This is a genomic window from Salipiger bermudensis, from assembly GCF_017309175.1.
Lineage (GTDB): Bacteria > Pseudomonadota > Alphaproteobacteria > Rhodobacterales > Rhodobacteraceae > Salipiger > Salipiger bermudensis.
The window spans coordinates 94431-112365 of sequence record NZ_JAEKJV010000005.1; the positions used below are offsets into that span (position 1 = coordinate 94431).

Sequence of the window (17935 nt, forward strand, 5' to 3'; positions counted from 1 at the left end):
GCGAGATGGAGACGATCATCCTCTTCGCGCCGCTCGTGGGCGCCATCATCGGTGGCTTCGGCTGGAAGATCATCGGCGAGACCGCCGCGATGTGGACCACCACCGGCCTGCTGTTCCTGGCCTGCCTGCTGTCGTGGATCGTGTTCCTGACGCTGGGCGAGGCGCACACGGTATCGCTGTTCCGCTTCATCGAGAGCGGCACGCTCTCGACCGAGTGGGCGATCCGCGTCGACCGGCTGACCGCGATCATGCTGATCGTGGTGACCACGGTCTCGGCGCTCGTGCACCTCTACAGCTTCGGCTACATGGCGCATGACCCTCAGTTCGAGCACACGCCCTACAAGGCGCGCTTCTTCGCCTATCTCTCGCTCTTTACCTTCGCGATGCTGTCGCTGGTGACCGCCGACAACCTCGTGCAGATGTTCTTCGGCTGGGAGGGCGTGGGCCTGGCGTCGTACCTGCTGATTGGCTTCTACTACAAGAAGCCCTCGGCCAACGCCGCCGCGATGAAGGCCTTCGTGGTCAACCGGGTTGGCGATTTCGGCTTTGCGCTCGGGATCTTCGGGCTGTTCTACCTGACCGACAGCATCCAGTTCGACATCATCTTCAACGAAGTGCCGAACATCGCCGAGACCCAGCTCCACTTCCTGTGGCGCGAGTGGAACGCGGCAAACCTGATCGCCTTCCTGCTGTTCATCGGCGCGATGGGTAAATCGGCGCAGCTTCTGCTGCACACCTGGCTGCCCGACGCGATGGAAGGCCCGACGCCGGTTTCGGCGCTGATCCACGCCGCCACCATGGTGACCGCGGGCGTGTTCCTCGTCTGCCGCATGTCGCCGCTGATGGAGTTCGCGCCTGAGGCCACCGCCTTCATCACCTTCCTCGGCGCGACCACGGCGTTCTTCGCCGCCACCGTCGGCCTCGTGCAGAACGACATCAAGCGCGTCATCGCCTATTCGACCTGTTCGCAGCTCGGCTACATGTTCGTGGCCGCCGGCGTCGGCGTCTACTCGGTGGCGATGTTCCACCTGCTGACCCACGCCTTCTTCAAGGCGATGCTGTTCCTCGGCGCGGGCTCAGTGATCCACGCCATGCATCACGAGCAGGACATGCGCAATTACGGCGCGCTCAAGAACAAGATCCCGATGACCTTCTGGGCGATGATGATCGGCACGCTGGCGATCACCGGCGTCGGCATCCCGCTCACCGGCTGGTTCGGCTTCGCGGGCTTCGTCTCCAAGGACGCGATCATCGAGAGCGCCTGGGCCGGCACCGCCGGGGGCTATGCCTTCTGGATGCTGGTCATCGCGGCGCTGTTCACCAGCTTCTACAGCTGGCGCCTGATCTTCCTGACCTTCTTCGGCAAGGCGCGGGGCGACAAGCACACCCACGAGCACGCACATGAAAGCCCCAAGGTGATGCTGATCCCGCTCGGCGTTCTTGCCATCGGCGCGGTGTTCTCGGGCATGGTGTTCTACAAGTCCTTCTTTGGCGACCATGACAAGGTGCTGAGCTTCTTCGGAATGCCCGCGCATCACGCCGAGGCCTCCGAAGGCGGCCATGGCAGCGAGACTGGCACCGAGACCGCGGAAGCCGGCCACGGCGAGGAGGCTGCGCCCGCAGCCGAAGAGGCCCCCGCGGAAGAGACCGCAGCCGCCGACGCGACGCATGGCGAGGAGGGCGCAGAGACCCACGCCGCCACCGGGCTCGACTATGGCGCGATCTACATGGCGCCGGACAACACGGTGATGGACGACGCGCACCACGCGCCGGTCTGGGTGAAGCTCTCGCCCTTCATCGCCATGGTGCTGGGCTTCGTGGTGGCCTACTGGTTCTATATCGTGAACCCGACGCTGCCGCGCAAACTCGCCGAGAACCAGCGTCCGCTGTACCTGTTCCTGCTGAACAAGTGGTATTTCGACGAGGCCTATGACTTCCTCTTCGTCCGCCCCGCCAAGGCGGTGGGCCGGTTCTTCTGGAAGCGCGGTGACGGCAACGTTATCGATGGCACCATCAACGGCGTCGCGATGGGGATCATCCCCTTCCTGACCAAGCTCGCAGGACGCGCGCAGTCCGGCTACATCTTCACCTACGCCTTCGCCATGGTGATCGGGATCGCGATCCTGGTGACCTGGATGTCGATCCTCGGAGGGGCCCACTAATGGATAACCTGCTGTCCATCGTCACCTTCCTGCCCGCGCTGGCGGCGCTGATCCTGGCGCTGTTCCTGCGCGGCGGGGATGCTGCCGCCGACCGCAACGCCAAGTGGCTGGCGATGATCGCCACCTCGGCGACCTTCGTGATCTCGCTGTTCATCCTGTTCCAGTTCGATGCCTCGAACACCGGCTTCCAGATGGTGGAAGAGGGGACTTGGATCATGGGGATGAACTACAAGATGGGCGTGGACGGTATCTCGGTGCTGTTCGTCATGCTCACCACCTTCATGATGCCGCTGACCATCCTCGCGAGCTGGGACGTCAAGCTGCGGGTGAAGGAATACATGATCGCCTTCCTGCTGCTCGAGACGTTGATGCTCGGCGTGTTCATGGCGCTCGACCTGGTGCTGTTCTACCTGTTCTTCGAGGCAGGCCTGATCCCGATGTTCCTGATCATCGGCATCTGGGGCGGCAAGAACCGCATCTATGCCAGCTTCAAGTTCTTCCTCTACACCTTCCTCGGCTCGGTCCTGATGCTGGTGGCGATGGTGGCGATGTATGCCGATGCCGGCACCACCGACATCCCGACGCTGCTGGCGCACGAGTTCGCCTTCGCCGATTTCGAGGTGCTGGGCATCCACATCGTCGGTGGCCTGCAGACCATGCTCTGGCTCGCCTTCTTCGCCAGCTTCGCGGTGAAGATGCCGATGTGGCCGGTGCACACCTGGCTGCCCGACGCGCACGTTCAGGCGCCCACGGCCGGCTCGGTCGTGCTGGCGGCGATCCTGCTGAAGATGGGCGGCTACGGCTTCCTGCGCTTCTCCCTGCCGATGTTCCCGGTGGGCTCCGAGGTCATGGCACCGCTGGTGTTCTGGATGTCGGCCATCGCCATCGTCTACACCTCGCTCGTTGCGCTGGTGCAGGAGGACATGAAGAAGCTCATCGCCTATTCGTCGGTCGCTCACATGGGCTACGTGACCATGGGCATCTTCGCCGCCAACCAGCAGGGCATCGACGGCGCCATCTTCCAAATGATCAGCCACGGCTTCATCTCGGGCGCGCTGTTCCTCTGCGTCGGCGTGATCTACGACCGGATGCACACCCGCGAGATCGACGCCTATGGCGGCCTGGTGAACCGGATGCCGGCCTACGCGCTGATCTTCATGCTCTTCACCATGGCCAATGTCGGCCTGCCGGGCACCTCTGGCTTCATCGGCGAATTCCTGACGCTGATGGGCATCTTCCAGGTCAACACCTGGGTCGCCGCCGTGGCCGCCTCGGGGGTGATCTTCTCGGCGGCCTACGCGCTCTGGCTCTACCGCCGCGTGGTGCTGGGCGACCTGATCAAGGAGAGCCTGCGCACCATCCAGGACATGACCGCGCGCGAGAAGTGGATCTTCGCGCCGTTGGTGGTCATGACGCTCTGGCTCGGGGTCTACCCGGCGGCGGCGCTGGACATCATCGGGCCCTCGGTCGAGGCGCTCGTGGGCAATTATGACACGGCCGTCGCGGCCGCCGATCTTGGCGGACCGACCGTGGCCGAAGCGAACCACTAAGGGGGCGGGGCATGATCTCGGCTGATCTCAACATCATCCTCCCGGAGATCGTTCTGGCGGTCTTTGCCACGCTGGCACTGATCGGCGCGGTCTATACCGGCAAGGACAAGCTTGCCCCGGTGCTGGTCTGGGCCAGCGCTGCGGTGATGCTGGTCATGGCGCTCTGGATCGGCACCACCGGCGGGCAGGACCAGACGGCGTTCTGGGGCATGTTCATCGACGATGCCTTCTCGCGCTTCGCCAAGGTGGCGATCCTGCTCTCGGCGGCGGTCGTTCTGCTGATGTCCGAGGGCTACATGTCGCGCCACGGGCTCCTGCGCTTCGAGTACCCGGTGCTGGTGCTGCTCTCGGTCGTGGGCATGATGGTCATGGTTTCGGCCGGTGACCTGATGACGCTCTACATGGGGCTCGAGCTGCAATCGCTGGCGCTCTACGTCGTGGCCTCGCTGCGCCGCGACAGCGAGCGTTCGACCGAGGCCGGCCTGAAATACTTCGTGCTCGGCGCGCTGAGCTCGGGCCTGCTGCTCTACGGCGCCTCGCTGGTTTACGGCTTCGCCGGCACCACGCTGTTCTCCGGCGTCATCGCGGCGGCCACCGAGGGGCACATGTCGATCGGCCTTCTGATCGGCCTGGTGCTGATGATCTCGGGCCTGGCGTTCAAGGTCTCGGCAGTGCCGTTCCACATGTGGACGCCTGACGTCTACGAAGGTTCGCCGACCCCGGTCACCGCGTTCTTTGCCACCGCGCCGAAGGTTGCCGCGATGGGTCTCTTCGCACGGCTGCTCTTCGACGCCTTCGGCGGTGCCATTGCCGACTGGAGCCAGGTCGTGGCGCTGCTGTCGCTGCTGTCGATGTTCCTCGGCGCCATCGCCGCCATCGGCCAGCGCAACATCAAGCGCCTGATGGCCTATTCCTCGATCACCCATATGGGCTTTGCCCTGATGGGGCTGGCCGCGGGCACCGAGTTCGGCGTGCAGGCGATGCTGGTCTACATGGCAATCTACGTCACGATGAATGTCGGTACCTTCGCCTTCATCCTGTCGCTGAGCCGCGAGGGCCAGCCGGTGACCGATATCGGCGCGCTGGGGATGTATTCCAAGCGCGAACCGGGCAAGGCGCTGGCGATGCTGGTGCTGCTGTTCTCCCTCGCGGGCGTGCCACCGCTGGTGGGCTTCTTCGGCAAGCTCTACGTGCTGCAAGCGGCCTATGGCGGCGGGCTGGCATGGCTGGCGGTGGCCGGTGTGATCGCCTCGGTGATCAGCGCCTTCTACTACCTGCGCATCGTCTACTTCATGTATTTCGGTGAGGAGCGCGAGGACGCGCTGGATACCGGCGGGTCCCCGGTGCTCTGGGGCTTCCTGATGGTCTCGGCCTTCCTGATGGTGGCGGGGGTGGTGAACCTCTTCGGCGTCGAGGGCGCCGCGGCCGCGGCGGCGGCGACGCTTGTCAACTGAGCCGCACCGCCAGATGCTTGCAAACGGTGACGCGCCTCTGGCGCGTCGCTTTTTTCGTGCCGCCTGCGGCGGGTTTGCCTCCGGCGGGGATATTTTGAGCCAGAAGAAACACAACGGGGCGCGGGCGTGAGCTGGCCCGCGGGATATGGCCGCCGGGTGCTGGCGGAGATCGACAGCACCAATGCCGAAGCCGCGCGGTTGGCGGGGACGCTGGCGGGGCCCGAATGGATCTGCGCCCTGCGTCAGACCGCCGGGCGCGGGCGGCGCGGGCGGGCCTGGGCCAACCCCGAGGGCAATTTCGCCGCCACGCTGCTGACCATGCCGCGAGAGGCGCCGCAACTCGTGGCGCTGCGCAGCTTCGTGGCCTCTCTGGCGCTGTTCGATGCCTTCTCCGCGGCCACCGGCCGGGTCGACGGGCTGGCGCTGAAATGGCCCAACGACGTGCTGCTCAATGGCGGCAAGGTGGCGGGCATCCTGCTCGAGAGCCTCGGCCAGCGCCGCGGCGTGGCGCATCTGGCGATCGGCATCGGGGTCAACCTCGTGGCCGCGCCCGGCGCCGACGAGGTCGAGCCCGGTGCGCTGCGTCCGGTGTCGCTCTTGTCGGAGACCGGGGTGCACGTGGAGCCCGAGGCGCTTCTCGAGCTGCTGGCCAGCGCCTATGCCGAGCACGAGGCCCGGTTCGTGACCTATGGCTTCGCGCCGCTGCGCGAGGCCTGGCTGGCGCGCGCCGCGCGGCTGGGCGAGGTGATCACCGCGCGCACCGGCACGGCCGAGATCACAGGCACCTTCGAGACCGTGGACGCCGGCGGAAATCTGGTGTTGAAGAGCAGCGCCGGGCGGCAGGCGATCGCCGCGGCGGACGTGTTTTTCTGAGGGAGGAGGCACTGATGCTTCTCGCCATCGACTGCGGCAACACCAACACGGTCTTCTCGATCTGGGATGGCGAGCGCTTCCTCGCCACCTGGCGGACCTCGACCGAGCATCAGCGCACCGCCGACCAGTATTACGTCTGGCTCTCGACCCTGATGGAGTTCCAGGGCATCGAGGCCGACATCACCGACATGATCATCTCGTCGACCGTGCCGCGGGTGGTGTTCAACCTGCGCGTCCTGGCCGACCGCTATTTCAACACGCGACCCTATGTGGTCGGCAAGCCCGATTGCCGGCTGCCGGTGGATGTGCGCGTCGATGCGGGCACCGCGGTGGGGCCGGACCGTCTTGTAAACACGGTGGCGGGTTACGATCTATATGGCGGCGACCTGATCGTGGTGGACTTCGGCACCGCCACCACCTTCGACGTGGTGGCAGGGGACGGGGCTTACGTCGGCGGCGTGATCGCGCCGGGCGTGAACCTCAGCCTCGAGGCGCTGCACCAGGCCGCCGCCGCGTTGCCGCATGTGGACATCACCAAGCCGCAGCGCGTGGTGGGCACAAACACCGTGGCCTGCATGCAATCCGGCGTGTTCTGGGGCTATGTCGGCCTCGTCCGTGAAATTTGCGACCGCATCAAGGCCGAACGTGATCGGCCGATGAGGGTCATCTCAACAGGCGGGCTGGCGCCTCTTTTCCAGCAATCCGAGGACCTGTTCGACGAGTGGGTGGATGAACTCACCATGCATGGTCTGACCGTCATACACAGCTACAACAAGAGGCAGGAAACTGCATGAGTAACGAGCGTATCATCTACCTCCCGCTGGGGGGCGCCGGCGAGATCGGCATGAACTGCTATGTCTACGGATATGGCGAACCGGGCAAGGAGCGTCTGATCGTCGTCGATCTGGGCGTCGCCTTCCCCGACATGGACAGCAGCCCCGGCGTCGACATCATCTTCGCCGACATCGCCTGGCTGGAGCAGAACCGCGACCGCATCGAGGCGGTGTTCATCACCCACGCCCACGAGGACCATATCGGCGCCGTGGGCCATTGCTTCGAGCGGCTCGGCGTCCGGATCCACGCCCGCGCCTTCACCGCCAACCTGGCGCGCCAGAAGCTGGCCGAGTACGGCTATTCCGAGGACACGGTGCAGACCTGCTCGAAATGGCCCGAGACCGTCGAGGCGGGGCCGTTCAAGGTCGGCTTCCTGCCGATCTCGCACTCGATCCCGGAAAGCTCGGCGCTGGTCATCGACACGCCCGGCGGGCGGCTGATCCACTCGGGCGACTTCAAGCTCGACCCGACCCCGATCGTTGGCGAAGCCTTCGATCCCGAGCTCTTCGCCGAGGTCTCGGCGGGCGGCGTCAAGGCGCTGATCTGCGACTCGACCAATGTGTTCTCGCCCAACCCGGGGCGCTCGGAGGTCGAGGTCGGGCCGAATATCGAGGAACTGGTCGCCGGCGCGCCCAACATGGTGGTCGCCACCACCTTCGCCTCCAACGTGGCGCGGGTTAAGACGCTGGCCGAGGCGGGCTCCAAGGCGGGCCGCTCGATCTGCCTTCTGGGCCGCGCCATGCGCCGGATGATCGAGGCCGCCATCGAGACCGGCGTGCTGACCGATTTCCCGCCGGTGATCGGGCCCGAGGACGCGGTGCAGATCCCGCGCGAGAACGTCATGCTGATCGTCACCGGCAGCCAGGGCGAGCGCCGCGCCGCCAGCGCGCAGCTGTCGCGGGGCAAGTACAACGGCATCGAGTTGAAGGAGGGCGATATGTTCCTGTTCTCCTCCAAGACCATCCCGGGCAACGAGAAGGATGTGATCCGGATCATGAACAACCTGTCGGAGAAGGGCGTCGACGTGGTCGATGACAGCGCCGGCAAGTATCACGTGTCGGGCCATGCCAATGGGCCCGATCTCGAGCGGCTGCACGAGATCGTGTCGCCGCAGCTGGTGATCCCGATGCATGGCGAACACCGTCACCTGCGCGAGCACGTCAAGCTTGCCAAGGCCAAGGGCCGTGCCGGCGTGCTGGCGGTCAACGGCATGATGATGGACCTGAGCGGCAACGAGCCCACCGTGGCCGAGTGGATCGACGCGGGCCGCACCTATCTCGACGGCTCGGTGCAGATCGGTGCGCTTGACGGCATCGTGCGCGACCGCATCCGCATGGCGCTGAACGGCCATGTCATCGTGACGGTGATCCTCGACGAGGATGACGAGCCGCTGGGCGAGCCGTGGTGCGAGCTGAAGGGCCTGCCCGAGACCGGGCGCTCCAACGCCTCGCTGGTCGAGGTGCTGGAAGAGGACCTGAGCCAGTTCCTCGGCCGTGCCGGCGAGAAGACCCTCACCGATGACGACAAGATCGAGGAGGGCATGCGCCGCATCGTGCGCAACACCGCCCAGAACGAAATCGGCAAGAAGCCGGAAGTCACCATCGTGGTCAGCCGCCTGTCCTGAGGCGGCCGACACCGTTGACGCGGTCGCCGCCTTGCGCCATGCCATCCGTCATGACGGATCATGACGCAGAGGCGGTGCTCGGCCGCATTCCCGGACGCCTGAAAGAGGCGCGGCAGGCCCGTGGCCTGTCGCTCGACGCGGTGGCGAAACTGTCGGGCGTCAGCCGCTCGATGGTCAGCCAGATCGAGCGCGGCGAAAGCAACCCGACGGTGGCGACGCTGTGGAACCTCACCCGCGCTCTGCAGGTGGATTTCGCCGGGCTGCTGGAGCTCGGCCAGCCCGAGCGCGGCATCGAGGTGATCCGCGCCGCGCAGGCGCCGACGATCACCGGCCACGGGCAGGGCTGCCACATCACCATCCTCTCGGAGCCCGAGAAAGTGGGCATCTACGAGATCTACGACATCCGCTTCGATCCCGGCGGTGCGCTCGAGAGCGGGCCGCACGGGCAGGGCGCACGCGAGCATCTGACGGTGCTCGAGGGCGGTCTCAGCGTGGTTTCGGGCGACGCGCAGGAGACACTCGCGCCGGGCGACACGGCGCGCTACGCTGCCGATGTCGCACATGCGATCCGCGCCGGCGAGCGGGGCGCCCGCTGCTTCCTGATCGTGGAGACGCCATGAGGGTGTGGTGTGTGACGTCATAGCGGATGTGAATCCGCGATAACGTATCTTTTACATTGACCTGAAATCCGTAATGTCGGAAAAGGGGCGCAATCCAACGGAAGGAGTGCCCTCATGTCCGATGCTTTTCTCAGCCACATGCGCGACACGCTCGCGGGGATCGAGGCCGACGGCCTGATGAAGACCGAGCGGCTGATCACCTCGCCGCAGGGCACCCGCGTCGGCGTCGATGGGCGCGAGCTGATCAATCTCTGCGCCAACAACTACCTCGGGCTCGCCGATCACCCGGCGCTGGTCGAGGCGGCGACGGAAGCGATGCGCGATCACGGCTATGGCATGGCCTCGGTGCGCTTCATCTGCGGCACGCAGGATCTGCACCGTGAGCTGGAGCAGCGGTTGGCAGCCTTCCTCGGAACCGAGGACAGCATCCTTTTCGCTGCCTGTTTCGATGCCAACGGCGCGCTCTTCGAGCCGCTTCTGGGGCCGGAGGATGCGGTGATCTCGGATGCGCTGAACCACGCCTCGATCATCGACGGCATCCGGCTCTGCAAGGCCAAGCGCTACCGCTACGCCAATTCCGACATGGCGGATCTCGAGGCGCAGCTGCAGGCGGCGCGGGCGGATGGCGCGCGCCATATCATGATCGCCACCGACGGGGTGTTCTCGATGGATGGCTACCTTGCCAAGCTGCCCGAGATCCGCGCGCTGGCCGATCAATACGATGCGCTGCTGATGGTCGACGATTGCCATGCGACCGGCTTCATGGGGCCGAAGGGCGCGGGCACGCCAGCCCATTGCGGGGTCAGCGCAGACATCCTCACCGGGACGCTGGGCAAGGCGCTAGGCGGCGCGCTTGGCGGCTATATCGCCGGCCCGCAGCCGGTGATCGACCTGCTGCGCCAGCGCGCGCGGCCCTATCTCTTCTCCAATGCGCTGCCGCCTGCGGTGGTGGCCGCGGGGCTCAAGGCGCTCGATCTGGTCGAGCAGGGCGACGACCTGCGCGCGCAGCTCTTCGAGAATTCCCGCTACTGGCGCGACGGGCTGACCGAGATCGGGTTCGACCTTCTCGAGGGTGAGCACCCGATCATCCCGGTGATGCTGTATGATGCCCGCAAGGCGCAGGCGATGGCGCAGCGGCTCTACGAGCTTGGCGTCTACGTGTCGGGGTTCTTCTTCCCGGTGGTGCCCAAGGGCCGCGCCCGCATTCGCACCCAGATGAACGCCGCGCTGACCCGCGCGGATCTTGACGAGGCCCTCGCCGCCTTTGACCGGGCCGGCCGCGACACAGGGGTGCTGACATGACCAACCAGATGATCGCATTGGAGAAGTCGAAGCCGGAGCCGGGTCTCTGGCAGGTCGAGGCGCCGGTGCCCGAGATCGGCCCCGAGGATGTGCTGATCCGGATCAACAAGACCGGCATCTGCGGCACCGACATCCATATCTGGAACTGGGACGAGTGGGCGCAGCGCACCGTGCCGGTGCCGCTGATCACCGGCCACGAATTCGCCGGCGAGATCGTCGAGCTGGGCCGCGACGTGACCGGTCTCGAGATTGGCCAGCGCTGCTCGGGCGAGGGGCATCTCATCGGGCGTCAGAGCCGGCAGAGCCGCGCCGGGCGCTTTCATCTCGATCCAGAGACCCGCGGCATCGGCGTCAACGAGCAGGGCGCTTTCGCGGAGTTTCTGCGCCTGCCGGCCTTCAACGTGGTGCCGCTGCCCGATGCCGTCGACGACGAGATCGGCGCGATCCTAGATCCGCTGGGCAACGCGGTGCACACGGCGCTGAGCTATGATCTGGTGGGCGAGGACGTGCTGATCACCGGCGCCGGCCCCATCGGCATCATGGCGGCGGCGGTGGCCAGGCATGTGGGCGCGCGGCACGTGGTCATCACCGACGTGAATCCAGCGCGGCTCGAGCTTGCGGCGCAGGTGACGGACGTGGTGCCGGTCAACGTGGCGCAGGAGGATCTGCGCGACGTGGCGGCGCGGCTGAAGATGAAGCAGGGCTTCGACGTCGGCCTCGAGATGTCGGGCAATCAGGCGGCGCTCGACCAGATGGTCGAAAGCCTCGTGATGGGCGGGCGCATCGCGCTGCTGGGCATTCCGCCGGGCAAGAGCCCGGTTGACTGGTCGCGCATCGTGTTCAAGGCGATCACGCTCAAGGGCATCTATGGCCGCGAGATCTTCGAGACCTGGTACAAGATGATCGCGATGCTGGAGAACGGGCTCGACGTGCGCCGGGTGATCACACACCGCTTCGCGGCAACGGACTTTCGCGAGGGGTTCGAGATCATGCGCAGCGGGCTCTCGGGGAAGGTGGTGCTGGACTGGCGCTGAGGGCGTAAGATGTCCCGGGTTTCGGCGCCTGAGAGGGCGGGCGGCGCCTTTTGAAGCGGTCCTTGCCCGTCACTCCCCGCCGAGCTTCTTGAGCAAGCGCAGCAGCGTCTCCTTCTCGCGCTCGCGCAGGGGGGACAGCGTCTCGGCGCTCACCGCGATGGCGGCATCCACCGCCGCGTCGATCAGCGCCACGCCATCCGCGGTGAGCGAGACGAGATGGCGGCGGCGGTCCACCGGGTCGGCTTCGGTCTTCAGCAGGCCGCGCGCGATCAGCCGGTCGACCACGCCCTTGGTCGTCGCCCCGTCCATGGCCACCGAGCGGCCCAGCAGGTTCTGCGAGGTCGGACCGTCCTCGGCCAGCCGGTGCATCACCGAGAACTGCGTGGGCGTCAGTTTTCCCGGCACGCTTTCAGCGAAGATGTTCGAGTTGCGCTGGTAGGCCTTGCGGAGCAGGAACCCGATCTGTTCGTCGAGCACGTAGCCATGTTCGGCGCTGGTGCGGGCTTTCGGCGTGTCTTCCAAGAAATCGGACCTCCTGTCTGGCGCTCCATCCTTGCAAAAAGAGCGCCCCTTTGGCGATTATGCTGCAGTGCAGTATAGGCGCTTGTGGCTCAGACGGAAAGATAGGCGTCGCGGATCTCGGGATGTGCCTCCAACTCCTTGAAACTGCCATCGAACTTCTTCTCGCCGCCCTCGATGATGATGGCCCGGTCGGCCACGGCGCGGGCGAAATGCAGGTTCTGCTCGGAGATCATCACCGTCAGCCCTTCGGCCTTGAGCTTCAGGATCGTCGCCGCCATCTGCTCGACGATCACCGGCGCGATGCCCTCGGAGGGCTCGTCGAGCAGCAGCAGCGAGGGGTTGCCCATCAGCGTGCGCGCGATGGTCAGCATCTGCTGCTCGCCGCCCGACATGTGCTTGCCGCGATTGGCGCGGCGCTCGGAGAGGTTGGGAAAGATCTCGAAGAGCTGCTCGACGGTCCATTGCGGCGCGTCCTGGCGCCGCGGCTGGCGCCCGACCTCGAGGTTCTCGACCACCGTCAGGTCGGTGAAGATGCGCCGGTCCTCGGGGACGTAGCCGATGCCGTCCTTGGCGACCCGGAAGGCCGGTTGGCCGATGAGGTTTTCGCCCTGAAACACCACCTGTCCCTGCTTCGGGCGGACAAGCTGCATCACCGATTTCATCGTGGTGGATTTGCCCGCGCCGTTGCGGCCCAGAAGTGCCACCACCTCGCCGCGACGCACCTCGAAGCTCAGGTCGTTGAGGATGTGGGCCTTGCCGTAATAGCTGTGGATGCGCTCGACGCTAAGCATGGGACTCCTCCTTGAAGAGCGTCCCGCCGCCCAGATAGACCTCCTGGACCTGCGGGTTGTTGCGCACGGCGGTGGCGTCGCCATCGGCGATCAGCTCGCCGCGGTTCAGCACCATGATGTGATGGGAATGGGCAAAGACCACGTCCATGTCGTGCTCGGTAAACAGCACCGAGACGCCCTGGTCGCGGACGATGTCGGCGACGAGCTGCATCAGCTCGACGCGGGCGCTCGGGGCCATGCCGGCGGTAGGCTCGTCCATCAGCAGCAGGCGCGGCCGGTGGCAGAGCGCGATGGCCAGCTCGAGCCGCTTGAGATCGCCATAGGCGAGGATCGAGCAGGGTCGGTCGGCCTGATCCTGCATCGACACGGTCTCGAGGAACTCGAACGCCTCCTCGCGGTAGAGCTTCCACGCCCGGGACCCGAACGAGAAGATCTTGCGGTGATGGCTCATCAGCGCCATCTGCACGTTCTCGATCACCGTCATCGACTGGTAGGTGCCGGTGATCTGGAAGGTCCGTCCCACGCCCCGGCGCCAGATGTCGCGGGGCTTGTGGCCGGTGATCCGCTCGCCCTCGAAGAAGACCTCGCCTTCGGTGGGTTTGAGCTGCCCCATCAGCATGTTGAAGCAGGTCGACTTGCCGGCGCCGTTGGGGCCGATCAGCGCCTTCAGCTCGCCCTTGGCGACGCTGAAGGACACGCCGTTGACCGCGAGAAAGCCGTCATAGCTCTTCTTGAGGGTCTCGACTCTAAGGATCTCGGACATCAGACCGTCTCCTCATCGGTGTTGCGGATGCGGCGCCAGAGCGTGCGCAGGGTGCCGACGATGCCCTCGGGCATCACGATCACCACGGCGATGATCACCAGACCCAGCAGCAGGCGCCAGTATTCGAGGCGGGTCAGCCAGTCCTCGACCACGGTCATGAATCCTGCGCCGACGACCCCGCCGGCCAGCGTCTTCACACCGCCGAGGAAGACCACGATCAGCGCGTCGAAGCTCTTGGCGATCTCCAGCTCGGTGGGAAAGACCGAGCCCTTGGCGAAGACGAAGATGCCGCCCGCCAGACCGGCCATGGCGCCGGCGAGGGCGAAGGCCACGAACTGCACGCGCTTAACGTCGATGCCGGTGGCCTCGGCCTGACGCGGGCTGTCGCGCCCGGCGCGCAGCGCGTAGCCGAAGGGCGAGTGAATGACGTGGCGCAGGAACAGGATGCCGCCGACGCCGAGGATCAGGGCAAAATAGTAGTAGGTCTCGGTGCCCGAGAGCCACTCGGAGGGCCAGATGTTGACCAGGCCGTCATCGCCGCGCGTGACCGCGCGCCACTGGAAGGCAAGGCTCCAGACCAGCTGGCTGAAGGCCAGTGTCAGCATGGCGAAATAGACCCCGGTGAGGCGGATGCAGAACCAGCCGATGCCGAGCGCCAGCAGGCCTGCGGCCAGCGGCGCGAACAAGAAGGCCAGCTCCATCGGCGTGTCGGTGTGGAACACCAGCAGTGCCGCCGCATAGGCGCCGCCGCCGAAGAAGGCGGCATGGCCGAAGCTCACCAGCCCGCCGGAGCCGAGGATGAAATGCAGCGAGGCGGCGAAGAGCGCGAAGATGACCATGTCGATGGTCAGGATCAGCATGAACTGGTCGACGAAGAGCGGCAGCAGCGCGAGGCCCAGCAGCAGCGCCGCGATCAGCGCCTGACCCATTGGGCCATAGGGGCGGATCGGGGTTTCCGGCGCGCCGACCTGCCCGTGCTCGCCGGCGACTTCCTCTTGGCCCAGAAGCCCGTAGGGGCGGATGATCAGCACCACGGCCATGACCACGAACATCAGCACCAGCGTCGATTGCGGCAGGTAGGTGACGCCGAAGACGTTCAGGACCGAGATCAGCACCGAGGCGATGAAGGCGCCGGGCAGGGAGCCCATGCCGCCGATCACCACCACCACGAAGACCGCGCCGATGATGTTGAAATCCATCAGCAGATCGGCGCCGCCCTTGGGCAGTTGCAGCGCACCGCCCCAGCCGGCAAGCGCCGAGCCGAGCGCGAAGACGCCGGTGAAGAGCCAGGCCTGGTTGACGCCGAGCGCGCCGACCATCTCGCGGTCCTGCGTGGCGGCGCGCACCAGCACGCCGAGCCGGGTCTTGGTGATGAGATACCAGAGCGCGAAGAGGATGAAGGGGGTGATGGCGATCAGGATGATGTCGTACTTGGGCACCGGCTCGCCGAAGATCCGCCAGACGCCGCGCAGGCCCGGGGCGCGCGGCCCGAGCCGGTCCTCGGCGCCCCAGATCATCAGCGCGAGATCCTGGATCACGAGGATCACGCCGAAGGTGGCGACAAGCTGGAACAGCTCGGGCGCGCGGTAGATCGGGCGCAGCACCACCATCTCGACAAAGGCGCCGATCAGCCCGACCGCGATGCCGGTGAGCAGGATGGCGCCCCAGAAGCCCACCGCGCCGGGCAGGATCTCCATCAGGTAGATGCCGATGAAGGCGCCGAGCATGTAGAACGAGCCATGCGCGAAGTTGACGATCCGGGTGACGCCGAAGATCAGCGACAGCCCGGAGGCGACGAGGAACAGAGCCGCCGCATTGGCGAGCCCCGTCAGGAACTGGGCGAATAAGAAGGCCATGGTCCGGGTGGTGCTTTCCTGTCAGGCGTTCGGGCGCAGTGGGTCGCGGGCGCAGGACGGCTGCGCACTGCCCCGTGGTCGGGTGCGGATGAGGCAGGGGGGAGGGGCTCTGCCCCTCTTGGCCCGTAGGGCCAATTCACCCCGGAGTATTTGTCGACGTAGAGAAGCAGGGGGCGCGGCACGGGCGGCGCCCCCGCTCGGTCACTCGGCCGGACGCATGGCGGTGATGTCCTCGTCGGAGGGCATGTAGGGGGCCGGGTCCTTGTATTCCCAGTCCACCATCACGCCCTTGCCATCCTCGAGCGCGGTGGTGCCGACCCAGGCGCCGAGCGTCGACTGGTTGTCGATCTCGCGGTAGGTCAGCTCGCCGATGGGGGTGTTCTCGACCGTGAGGCCCTCGAAGGCCGCGACCAGCGACTCGGTGTCGGTGGCACCGGCGGCCTCGATGCCGGCGGCGATCGACTGGGCGGTCATGTAGCCCACGAGGCTGCCGATCTTCGGGGTCTCGCCTGTGGCTTCGGTATAGGCGTCGACGAAGGTCTTGCCGGGGGTGCCGTCCTCGAAGCCATACCAGGGGAAGCCGGTGACGAACCAGCCCTCGGGGGCCTCGTCGCCGAGCGGCTCGAGATATTCCGGCTCGCCGGTGAGAAGGCCGTAGACATTGCGGCCGTCGAACAGGCCGCGGTCGCCGCCGTCGCGCACGAACTTGGCGAGGTCGGTGCCGAAGGTGACGTTGTAGATCGCGTCGGGCTTGGCGCGCTCGATGGCCTGCACCTCGGCGCCGGCATCGATCTTGAACAGCGCCGGCCACTGCTCGGCGACGAACTCGACCTCGGGCTTCAGGCGCTTGAGGTTGGCCTTGAAGGCCTCGACCGCGTCCTGCCCGTAGGCGTAATTCGGCGCGATGGTGGCATACTTGATTGCGTCGGTCTTTGCGGCCTCCTCGGCCAGCATCGCGGCCTGAACCCAGGTCGAGGCGCGCAGGCGGAAGGTGTAGGGGTTGCCCGACTTCCACACCAGGCTGTCAGCCAGCGGCTCGGAGGCGAGGTAGAGATAGCCCTTCTCGGCGGCGAAGCTCGACAGCGCGAGACCCACGTGGCTGAGGATGGTGCCGGTCAGCATCACGGCGCCGTCGCGGGTCATCAGCTCTTCGGCGATCTTCACCGCTTCGGCCGGGTCGCCCTGGTCGTCGCGGAAGATGAACTCGAGCTCCTGGCCCAGCACGCCGCCGGCCTCGTTGATCTCGGACAGCGCCAGCTCGATGCCCAGCTTGTAGGGCTCGGCGAAGGCGGCCATGCGCTTGTAGTGGTTGATCTCGCCGACCTTGATGGTCTCCTGCGCGAAGCCCGCTGCGGGCACCAGCGCCATGGCGGCGGCCGTGGCAAGCACGGTGCGTCTCAGAAAGTTCATGGGGATATACTCTCCTGTTGGTGGCGTTGCCCTGGCGGCAACTTTTGGTATCCCGGTCTTACGCCGGTTAATCGTGGTAGACAAACGCCGGCGAGGGATCGGCGGCGAGGTCCTCGGTGCGTTCCAGTTCCAGAAGTTCGTTGATGCGCTTGCGATAGACAAGGGGGCCCTTGTCGATGGCGATGCGGATGGGGCGGCGCGTCTGCGGGCGCATCTCCTCCTCCTGCACCGCCTCGAGGATCTCCTTGTCCTCGTCAAAGGCCTTGCGGAACATGGTGTCCATGCGCTCGGCCGCCTCCGCGTCGTCGGTGGCGGTGTTGCGCAGATGCATCCAGCGGTCGATGGTGTAGGTCTCGGTGACCGGCGTCATGAAATGCAGCGCGAAGATGCGCACGCCCTCGCCGCGATCCTCCTCGGCGCATTTCTTCTCGGTCTCGATGGAGCCGAAATCGATCACCGCCGTGCAAGGCGTGTAGAGGTAGTAGTAATGCCAGCGGTCGACATTGCCGGAAAAGCCGCCGAAGGCCTTGAAGAAGCCGATCGGTTCGGCGTCGCGAATCCAGCGCCACGCGACGATGGCCTCGCCCTCGGTCTGCACATGCACCGGCACGTTCTCGGACGCCGCGTTGCCCAGCGTGGTGGGGTGCACGAAGCTCACATGCGCCGGGTCGACGAGGTTCTCGGCCACGTTGAGGTAGTTCGACTTGAGATGCAGCGCGTCGCCGTGATGCGCGGCCCAGGCCGGGTCGGAGAACTCGGGCATGTCGAAGACCTGCGCTTCGTCGGCTTTTTCGGGGTCGCCCATCCAGATCCAGACGATGCCGTGTTTCTCGACGATCGGGTAGGAGATCACGTAGGCGGATTTCGGAAGGTTGGTCTGGCCGGGCACCCGGACGCAGGCGCCGGAGCAGTCGAAGGTCAGCCCATGATAGCCGCATTGCACGGTGTCGCCGATGCGCTTGCCCTTGGAGAGCGGCAGCAGGCGGTGCGGGCAACGATCCTCGAGCGCCGCGACCGCGCCATCGGACTTGCGGAACATCACGACATTGTCGCCGAGGATGGTGAAGCGGCGCAGCTCGTCGTCGATTTCCGTCGACCAGCCAGCGACATACCAGGCGTTCTTCACGAAATTCGTCATCG

15 protein-coding genes are annotated in these 17935 nt (G+C 66.1%); 9 read left to right on the plus strand and 6 right to left on the minus strand.

Annotated features, from left to right (window positions below; translation table 11 throughout):
* Positions 1–5: 5 nt before the first annotated feature.
* The 9 genes from nuoL to tdh all read left to right on the plus strand — a co-directional run bounded on the left by nuoL (position 6) and on the right by tdh (position 11453).
* Positions 6–2162, plus strand: a complete 2157-nt coding sequence (nuoL, locus tag JF542_RS08480) for an NADH-quinone oxidoreductase subunit L (protein ID WP_207075515.1) — start codon at positions 6–8, stop codon at positions 2160–2162.
* The gene (locus JF542_RS08485) at positions 2162–3712 is read left to right on the plus strand and encodes an NADH-quinone oxidoreductase subunit M (RefSeq protein WP_207075516.1); all 1551 of its coding nucleotides are present in this window, start codon (positions 2162–2164) and stop codon (positions 3710–3712) included. Before nuoL ends, JF542_RS08485 begins: the two co-directional genes overlap by 1 nt.
* A gap of 11 nt (positions 3713–3723) precedes the next feature.
* Entirely contained in the window at positions 3724–5166 is a 1443-nt protein-coding gene (nuoN, locus tag JF542_RS08490; RefSeq protein WP_207075517.1) for an NADH-quinone oxidoreductase subunit NuoN, read from the plus strand.
* Between the two features lie 126 nt (positions 5167–5292).
* Positions 5293–6039 carry a biotin--[acetyl-CoA-carboxylase] ligase gene (locus JF542_RS08495; protein ID WP_207075518.1) on the plus strand — a complete coding sequence of 249 codons (747 nt, stop codon included), beginning with the start codon at positions 5293–5295 and terminating at the stop codon, positions 6037–6039.
* Between the two features lie 14 nt (positions 6040–6053).
* Positions 6054–6833: a type III pantothenate kinase gene (locus tag JF542_RS08500; RefSeq protein WP_007799414.1), complete on the plus strand. Its 780-nt coding sequence runs from the start codon at positions 6054–6056 to the stop codon at positions 6831–6833.
* Complete coding sequence (locus JF542_RS08505; RefSeq protein ID WP_007799417.1) at positions 6830–8497, plus strand: ribonuclease J; 1668 nt, start codon at positions 6830–6832, stop codon at positions 8495–8497. Before JF542_RS08500 ends, JF542_RS08505 begins: the two co-directional genes overlap by 4 nt.
* A gap of 50 nt (positions 8498–8547) precedes the next feature.
* Positions 8548–9117, plus strand: coding sequence for a helix-turn-helix domain-containing protein (locus tag JF542_RS08510; RefSeq protein ID WP_207075519.1), 570 nt, complete (start codon positions 8548–8550; stop codon positions 9115–9117).
* A 114-nt stretch (positions 9118–9231) separates the two neighbouring features.
* Positions 9232–10419, plus strand: a complete 1188-nt coding sequence (locus JF542_RS08515; RefSeq protein WP_207075520.1) for a glycine C-acetyltransferase — start codon at positions 9232–9234, stop codon at positions 10417–10419.
* Complete coding sequence (tdh, locus tag JF542_RS08520) at positions 10416–11453, plus strand: L-threonine 3-dehydrogenase (RefSeq protein ID WP_207075521.1); 1038 nt, start codon at positions 10416–10418, stop codon at positions 11451–11453. The genes JF542_RS08515 and tdh overlap by 4 nt, the downstream gene beginning before the upstream one ends.
* A gap of 69 nt (positions 11454–11522) precedes the next feature.
* Here the strand turns inward: tdh and JF542_RS08525 are convergent, their stop codons facing one another.
* The 6 genes from JF542_RS08525 to JF542_RS08550 form a co-directional block, all read right to left on the minus strand.
* Positions 11523–11975, minus strand: a complete 453-nt coding sequence (locus JF542_RS08525) for a MarR family winged helix-turn-helix transcriptional regulator (RefSeq protein ID WP_007799425.1) — start codon at positions 11973–11975, stop codon at positions 11523–11525.
* Between the two features lie 89 nt (positions 11976–12064).
* Positions 12065–12766: an ABC transporter ATP-binding protein gene (locus JF542_RS08530; RefSeq protein ID WP_207075522.1), complete on the minus strand. Its 702-nt coding sequence runs from the start codon at positions 12764–12766 to the stop codon at positions 12065–12067.
* Positions 12759–13529 carry an ABC transporter ATP-binding protein gene (locus JF542_RS08535; RefSeq protein WP_007799429.1) on the minus strand — a complete coding sequence of 257 codons (771 nt, stop codon included), beginning with the start codon at positions 13527–13529 and terminating at the stop codon, positions 12759–12761. Before JF542_RS08535 ends, JF542_RS08530 begins: the two co-directional genes overlap by 8 nt.
* The gene (locus tag JF542_RS08540) at positions 13529–15385 is read right to left on the minus strand and encodes an ABC transporter permease (RefSeq protein ID WP_207075523.1); all 1857 of its coding nucleotides are present in this window, start codon (positions 15383–15385) and stop codon (positions 13529–13531) included. Before JF542_RS08540 ends, JF542_RS08535 begins: the two co-directional genes overlap by 1 nt.
* A gap of 201 nt (positions 15386–15586) precedes the next feature.
* Positions 15587–16795 carry an ABC transporter substrate-binding protein gene (locus tag JF542_RS08545; protein ID WP_007799435.1) on the minus strand — a complete coding sequence of 403 codons (1209 nt, stop codon included), beginning with the start codon at positions 16793–16795 and terminating at the stop codon, positions 15587–15589.
* Positions 16796–16862: 67 nt separating this feature from the next.
* Positions 16863–17933, minus strand: a complete 1071-nt coding sequence (locus JF542_RS08550; RefSeq protein WP_007799437.1) for an aromatic ring-hydroxylating dioxygenase subunit alpha — start codon at positions 17931–17933, stop codon at positions 16863–16865.
* Between the last annotated feature and the right edge of the window lie 2 nt (positions 17934–17935).

Excerpts from the sequence above, each read along its gene's own strand:
- nuoL (WP_207075515.1), top strand. The coding sequence starts at position 6 with ATGGAGACGATCATCCTCTTCGCGCCGCTCGTGGGCGCCATCATCGGT.
- JF542_RS08485 (WP_207075516.1), top strand. The coding sequence starts at position 2,162 with ATGGATAACCTGCTGTCCATCGTCACCTTCCTGCCCGCGCTGGCGGCG.
- nuoN (WP_207075517.1), top strand. The coding sequence starts at position 3,724 with ATGATCTCGGCTGATCTCAACATCATCCTCCCGGAGATCGTTCTGGCG.
- JF542_RS08500 (WP_007799414.1), top strand. The coding sequence starts at position 6,054 with ATGCTTCTCGCCATCGACTGCGGCAACACCAACACGGTCTTCTCGATC.
- JF542_RS08505 (WP_007799417.1), top strand. The coding sequence starts at position 6,830 with ATGAGTAACGAGCGTATCATCTACCTCCCGCTGGGGGGCGCCGGCGAG.
- JF542_RS08510 (WP_207075519.1), top strand. The coding sequence starts at position 8,548 with ATGACGGATCATGACGCAGAGGCGGTGCTCGGCCGCATTCCCGGACGC.
- JF542_RS08515 (WP_207075520.1), top strand. The coding sequence starts at position 9,232 with ATGTCCGATGCTTTTCTCAGCCACATGCGCGACACGCTCGCGGGGATC.
- tdh (WP_207075521.1), top strand. The coding sequence starts at position 10,416 with ATGACCAACCAGATGATCGCATTGGAGAAGTCGAAGCCGGAGCCGGGT.
- JF542_RS08530 (WP_207075522.1), bottom strand. The coding sequence starts at position 12,766 with ATGCTTAGCGTCGAGCGCATCCACAGCTATTACGGCAAGGCCCACATC.
- JF542_RS08535 (WP_007799429.1), bottom strand. The coding sequence starts at position 13,529 with ATGTCCGAGATCCTTAGAGTCGAGACCCTCAAGAAGAGCTATGACGGC.
- JF542_RS08540 (WP_207075523.1), bottom strand. The coding sequence starts at position 15,385 with ATGGCCTTCTTATTCGCCCAGTTCCTGACGGGGCTCGCCAATGCGGCG.
- JF542_RS08545 (WP_007799435.1), bottom strand. The coding sequence starts at position 16,795 with ATGAACTTTCTGAGACGCACCGTGCTTGCCACGGCCGCCGCCATGGCG.
- JF542_RS08550 (WP_007799437.1), bottom strand. The coding sequence starts at position 17,933 with ATGACGAATTTCGTGAAGAACGCCTGGTATGTCGCTGGCTGGTCGACG.